Origin of the sequence: Bartonella capreoli, from assembly GCF_902813205.1 — a bacterium.
GTDB lineage: Bacteria > Pseudomonadota > Alphaproteobacteria > Rhizobiales > Rhizobiaceae > Bartonella > Bartonella schoenbuchensis.
Window position 1 is genome coordinate 1 of record NZ_CADDZX010000274.1, and the last position, 422, is coordinate 422.

Consider the following 422-nt stretch of genomic DNA (forward strand, 5'->3'; position numbering starts at 1 on the left):
GATCCAGAAGCTGCTTTGGAAAGCACACCGCTTTCTTGTGGGGAATGACGATAAGTGGTGATAAGTGCCCCAGCTTGAAATGCAAATGCAGAACGCATAATAGCGCCAACATTATGTGGATCGGTAATTGGATCCATTACAATGATAAGGTTAGTATTTGTAAGGGATCAAATTACCGATCCACATAATGTTGGCGCTATTATGCGTTCTGCAGAACGCATAATAGCGCCAACATTATGTGGATCGGTAATTTGATCCCTTACAAATACTAACCTTATCATTGTAATGGATCCAATTACCGATCCACATAATGTTGGCGCTATTATGCGTTCTGCATTTGCATTTCAAGCTGGGGCACTTATCACCACTTATCGTCATTCCCCACAAGAAAGCGGTGTGCTTTCCAAAGCAGCTTCTGGATC

At 42.7% G+C, this 422-nt stretch carries 2 pseudogenes; one reads left to right on the top strand and one right to left on the bottom strand.

What is annotated here, in order from left to right:
• Positions 1 to 164: pseudogene (locus J7R05_RS08400) on the bottom strand (TrmH family RNA methyltransferase); the annotation flags it as partial.
• A gap of 94 nt (positions 165 to 258) precedes the next feature.
• Here J7R05_RS08400 and J7R05_RS08395 point away from each other — a divergent pair.
• Positions 259 to 422: pseudogene (locus tag J7R05_RS08395) on the top strand (TrmH family RNA methyltransferase); the annotation flags it as partial.